General features: G+C 67.2%; 2 protein-coding genes and 2 pseudogenes. 3 read left to right on the top strand and 1 reads right to left on the bottom strand.

The features are described from left to right. Positions 1–107 precede the first annotated feature (107 nt). From ACZ6C1_RS38905 to ACZ6C1_RS38915, 3 genes and pseudogenes are all read left to right on the top strand, one after another. Entirely contained in the window at positions 108–1322 is a 1215-nt protein-coding gene (locus tag ACZ6C1_RS38905; RefSeq protein ID WP_469247744.1) for a tetratricopeptide repeat protein, read from the top strand. 117 nt (positions 1323–1439) lie between these two features. Further along, positions 1440–1556: pseudogene (locus ACZ6C1_RS38910) on the top strand (zinc finger domain-containing protein); the annotation flags it as partial. A gap of 256 nt (positions 1557–1812) precedes the next feature. Then, a complete protein-coding gene (locus tag ACZ6C1_RS38915; protein WP_469247746.1) occupies positions 1813–2430 on the top strand; it encodes a recombinase family protein in 618 nt (205 codons plus the stop codon). 63 nt (positions 2431–2493) lie between these two features. Here ACZ6C1_RS38915 and ACZ6C1_RS38920 read toward each other — a convergent pair. Further along, positions 2494–2644: pseudogene (locus ACZ6C1_RS38920) on the bottom strand (HU family DNA-binding protein); the annotation flags it as partial. Positions 2645–2768 lie beyond the last annotated feature (124 nt).

Consider the following 2768-nt stretch of genomic DNA (forward strand, 5'->3'; position numbering starts at 1 on the left):
CCCTCCGCAAGAAGTCCACGCCGAGCACATGCAGTTGCGGACCGCCGCCTGAACGCGACAGTCAAGACCCTGTCCGAAGAACGCGAGGCCCCTCACTCACCCTGCAGATGTCCGTCCTGGTCACCCTCCTCCAGCACGGGCCCGGGCCCGCCGACGCGCCCCCCGGCACCCCGCCGGAACGCACCCTTCTCAAACATGAGGAACGCTTCTGGGAAGCCAGCGCCAAGACCCCCGCCTACAAACTCGACCTGCCTGTTCCCACCCTGGGTGCCGCCGTCGCGACGGCGGCACTGTGCGGGGCCGGCTCCCGGGACGAAGCCCTGCGCGTCATCACCGCCCTGCCCGGCCTGCCAGACCACCAGCAGGCATCCATCACAGCCTGGCTGGCCTCCCTGTACCCGGGCGGCCCGGACCGCTACTGGGGATCCCTGCAACCTGACCGCATTGCCGAATACCACGCCTCCCAGATCCTCGAACAAAACAGCAACCTGCTGCCCTCCCTCCTTACCGCGGGCACCGCCGCCCAGCAGGCCCAAACCATCACCGTCCTGGCCCGCGCCGTCATCGCCCACTACAACGCCGAACGCAGCACCGACAGCGAACACGTCCTACACACCCTGAACACGGCCCTGGACACCATTCCCCTCGCCTGCCACGCCGTCCAGACCGCCTCAGCCGCACTCCCCTATCCATCCCGCATCATCGCCCCCCTCGCCCTGCGGCTCATTGGCGCCCTCGTGCAGGCCAACCAGCAACTGGCGCAGGACAACCCGGCCGCCTGTGAACCCGTCCTCGCCGCATCGCTTTCCGTACTCGCCCTGCGGCTGGCGGAGGTGGGGCAACCTGCCGAAACCCTGACCGCTCAGCAGCAGGCGGTGGAGATCCGGCGTCGACTAGCGCAGGACAACCCGGCCGCCCACGAACCCGACCTCGCCCGCTCGCTATTCAACCTTGGCGTCCGGCTGAAGGAGGTGGGGCGGCGGGCCGAAGCCCTCACCGCCACCGAACAGGCGGTGGAGACCTACCGCCGGCTGGCGCAGGACAACCCGGCCGCCCACGAACCCGACCTCGCCCGCTCGCTATACAATCTTGGCCTGCTTCTGGCGAGGGGAAATGACGCTTCCGGAGCACTGCGTGCCATAGGACAGGCTGTGGAGAGCTACCGTAACCAGGTTGTCGTGATGCCTCGGCTGTTTCCGCAACTACATGTTGTGCTGGACCTACAGGCGGCGTTGCTTGATCATCTCGGGCGTCTGCATGAGGCGCAGGAAGTCCGGCGCTGGCTCAGGGCAAACCCTCTTCCGCCCGATTCTCGCAATTGACCAGTTGCGAGAGTTCTGCGAACACTCCGCTGCCGATCACGAATCCGCAGGTCGCCGTTCGCAGAACTCCTCTCAAAACCGGCGTGTTCTGCGAGACAGTTCTGACAGACTGCCGGGGTGGATCTGACGCCCGATCAAGCTGCAAACGCGCTGGAACGAAACAAGTGTCCGAAGTGCGAGGTCCCGGCCGGCAGCGCCTGCCGCACCCGGAGCGGGAAGACCGCGACGATGTACCACACCGCCCGCTTCATCCTCGTTCCCGCGCTCCGCGAGGAGCTGGAGGTGCCGACGCCGGAGGGTCGGGGCCCGGGACGGCAATGGAAGCCGGGCTCGCCCGTCGAGGCGGCGCCGGCCGCCGCGGCGGCCAAGCCGATCCGGATCGGGTACGCCCGCTGCTCGACCGCCCAGCAGGAACTCGCCAGCCAGCTCGCCGCGCTCCAACCGGTCTGCAAGCGGATCTTCTCCCGAGAAGATCTCCACCCGGGTCGAGGTGCGCCCCGAGCTGGAGAAGGCGCTGAAGCTGGCGTACGACATCAAGGAGGCCGCCCCCGACCAGGAGGTCATCCTCACCGTCCACGAACTCAAGCGCCTCGCCCGCAATGCCGCCGAGCTGATGACCCTCTCCGGCCAGCTCCAGGACGCCGGCGTGCAGCTCGAATTCCTCACCGGCCCGCTCACCGGCATCTACGACCCCAACGGCATGGGCGCCATGTTCTTCGCCGTGCTCGCCGTCGCCGCTCAACTCGACCGCAACTACATTCGGGAGAAGACCCTCGAAGGCCAGGTCATCGCCGCGTCCAAAGGCAACCACGGCGGGCGGCCGAAGGTCATCGACGACGACATGCTCACCTTCGCCGTCGCACTCAAGGACAAGGGCATTCCCGCCCCCGAGATCGCCAGGAAGCTCACCATCAAGACCGGGAAGAACGCGGGCACGTCCCCGTCGGTCGCCTCGCTGTACCGGGTACTCGCCGAAGCCGAAAACGCCGCGGCGGACGACGGCCTGCCCATGAAGCCCAAGCCGTCCGCATCCGCCGACCCGCCCGCTCACCCCCGAGGAGATCAGCCAACGCCAGCGCCTCCAGGCCCAAGTGGTCGAGGACGCTGAGACCGAGCAGCACCAGCAAGATCATTCTCGCCGTTAACCGCTGTACCGCTGCTACTCAGCCCCGGTTAGGAAGCCCGGGCTTGTGAACTTATCTCTCGTCCTTGGCGAAAACCTCACCGACGACCTCGGCGAAGGCGGCTAGCACGGCGTCGGCGTCCTTGCGGGTCACCTCGGTGCGGTCGACGAGCGCGGCCACCAGCTCACTGCGGCTCATGCGAATGTGCTCCAGATCTACGGTTCTCCCCTAGGGCCTGTCTGACAAATGATCACCTGGTTGCTTCGCGAAGCCAGAGGATCAGCGAGGCCAGAACGACTCCGGCCCGGTAACGGGTGGCGAG

The organism is Streptomyces sp. NPDC041796, from assembly GCF_055590785.1.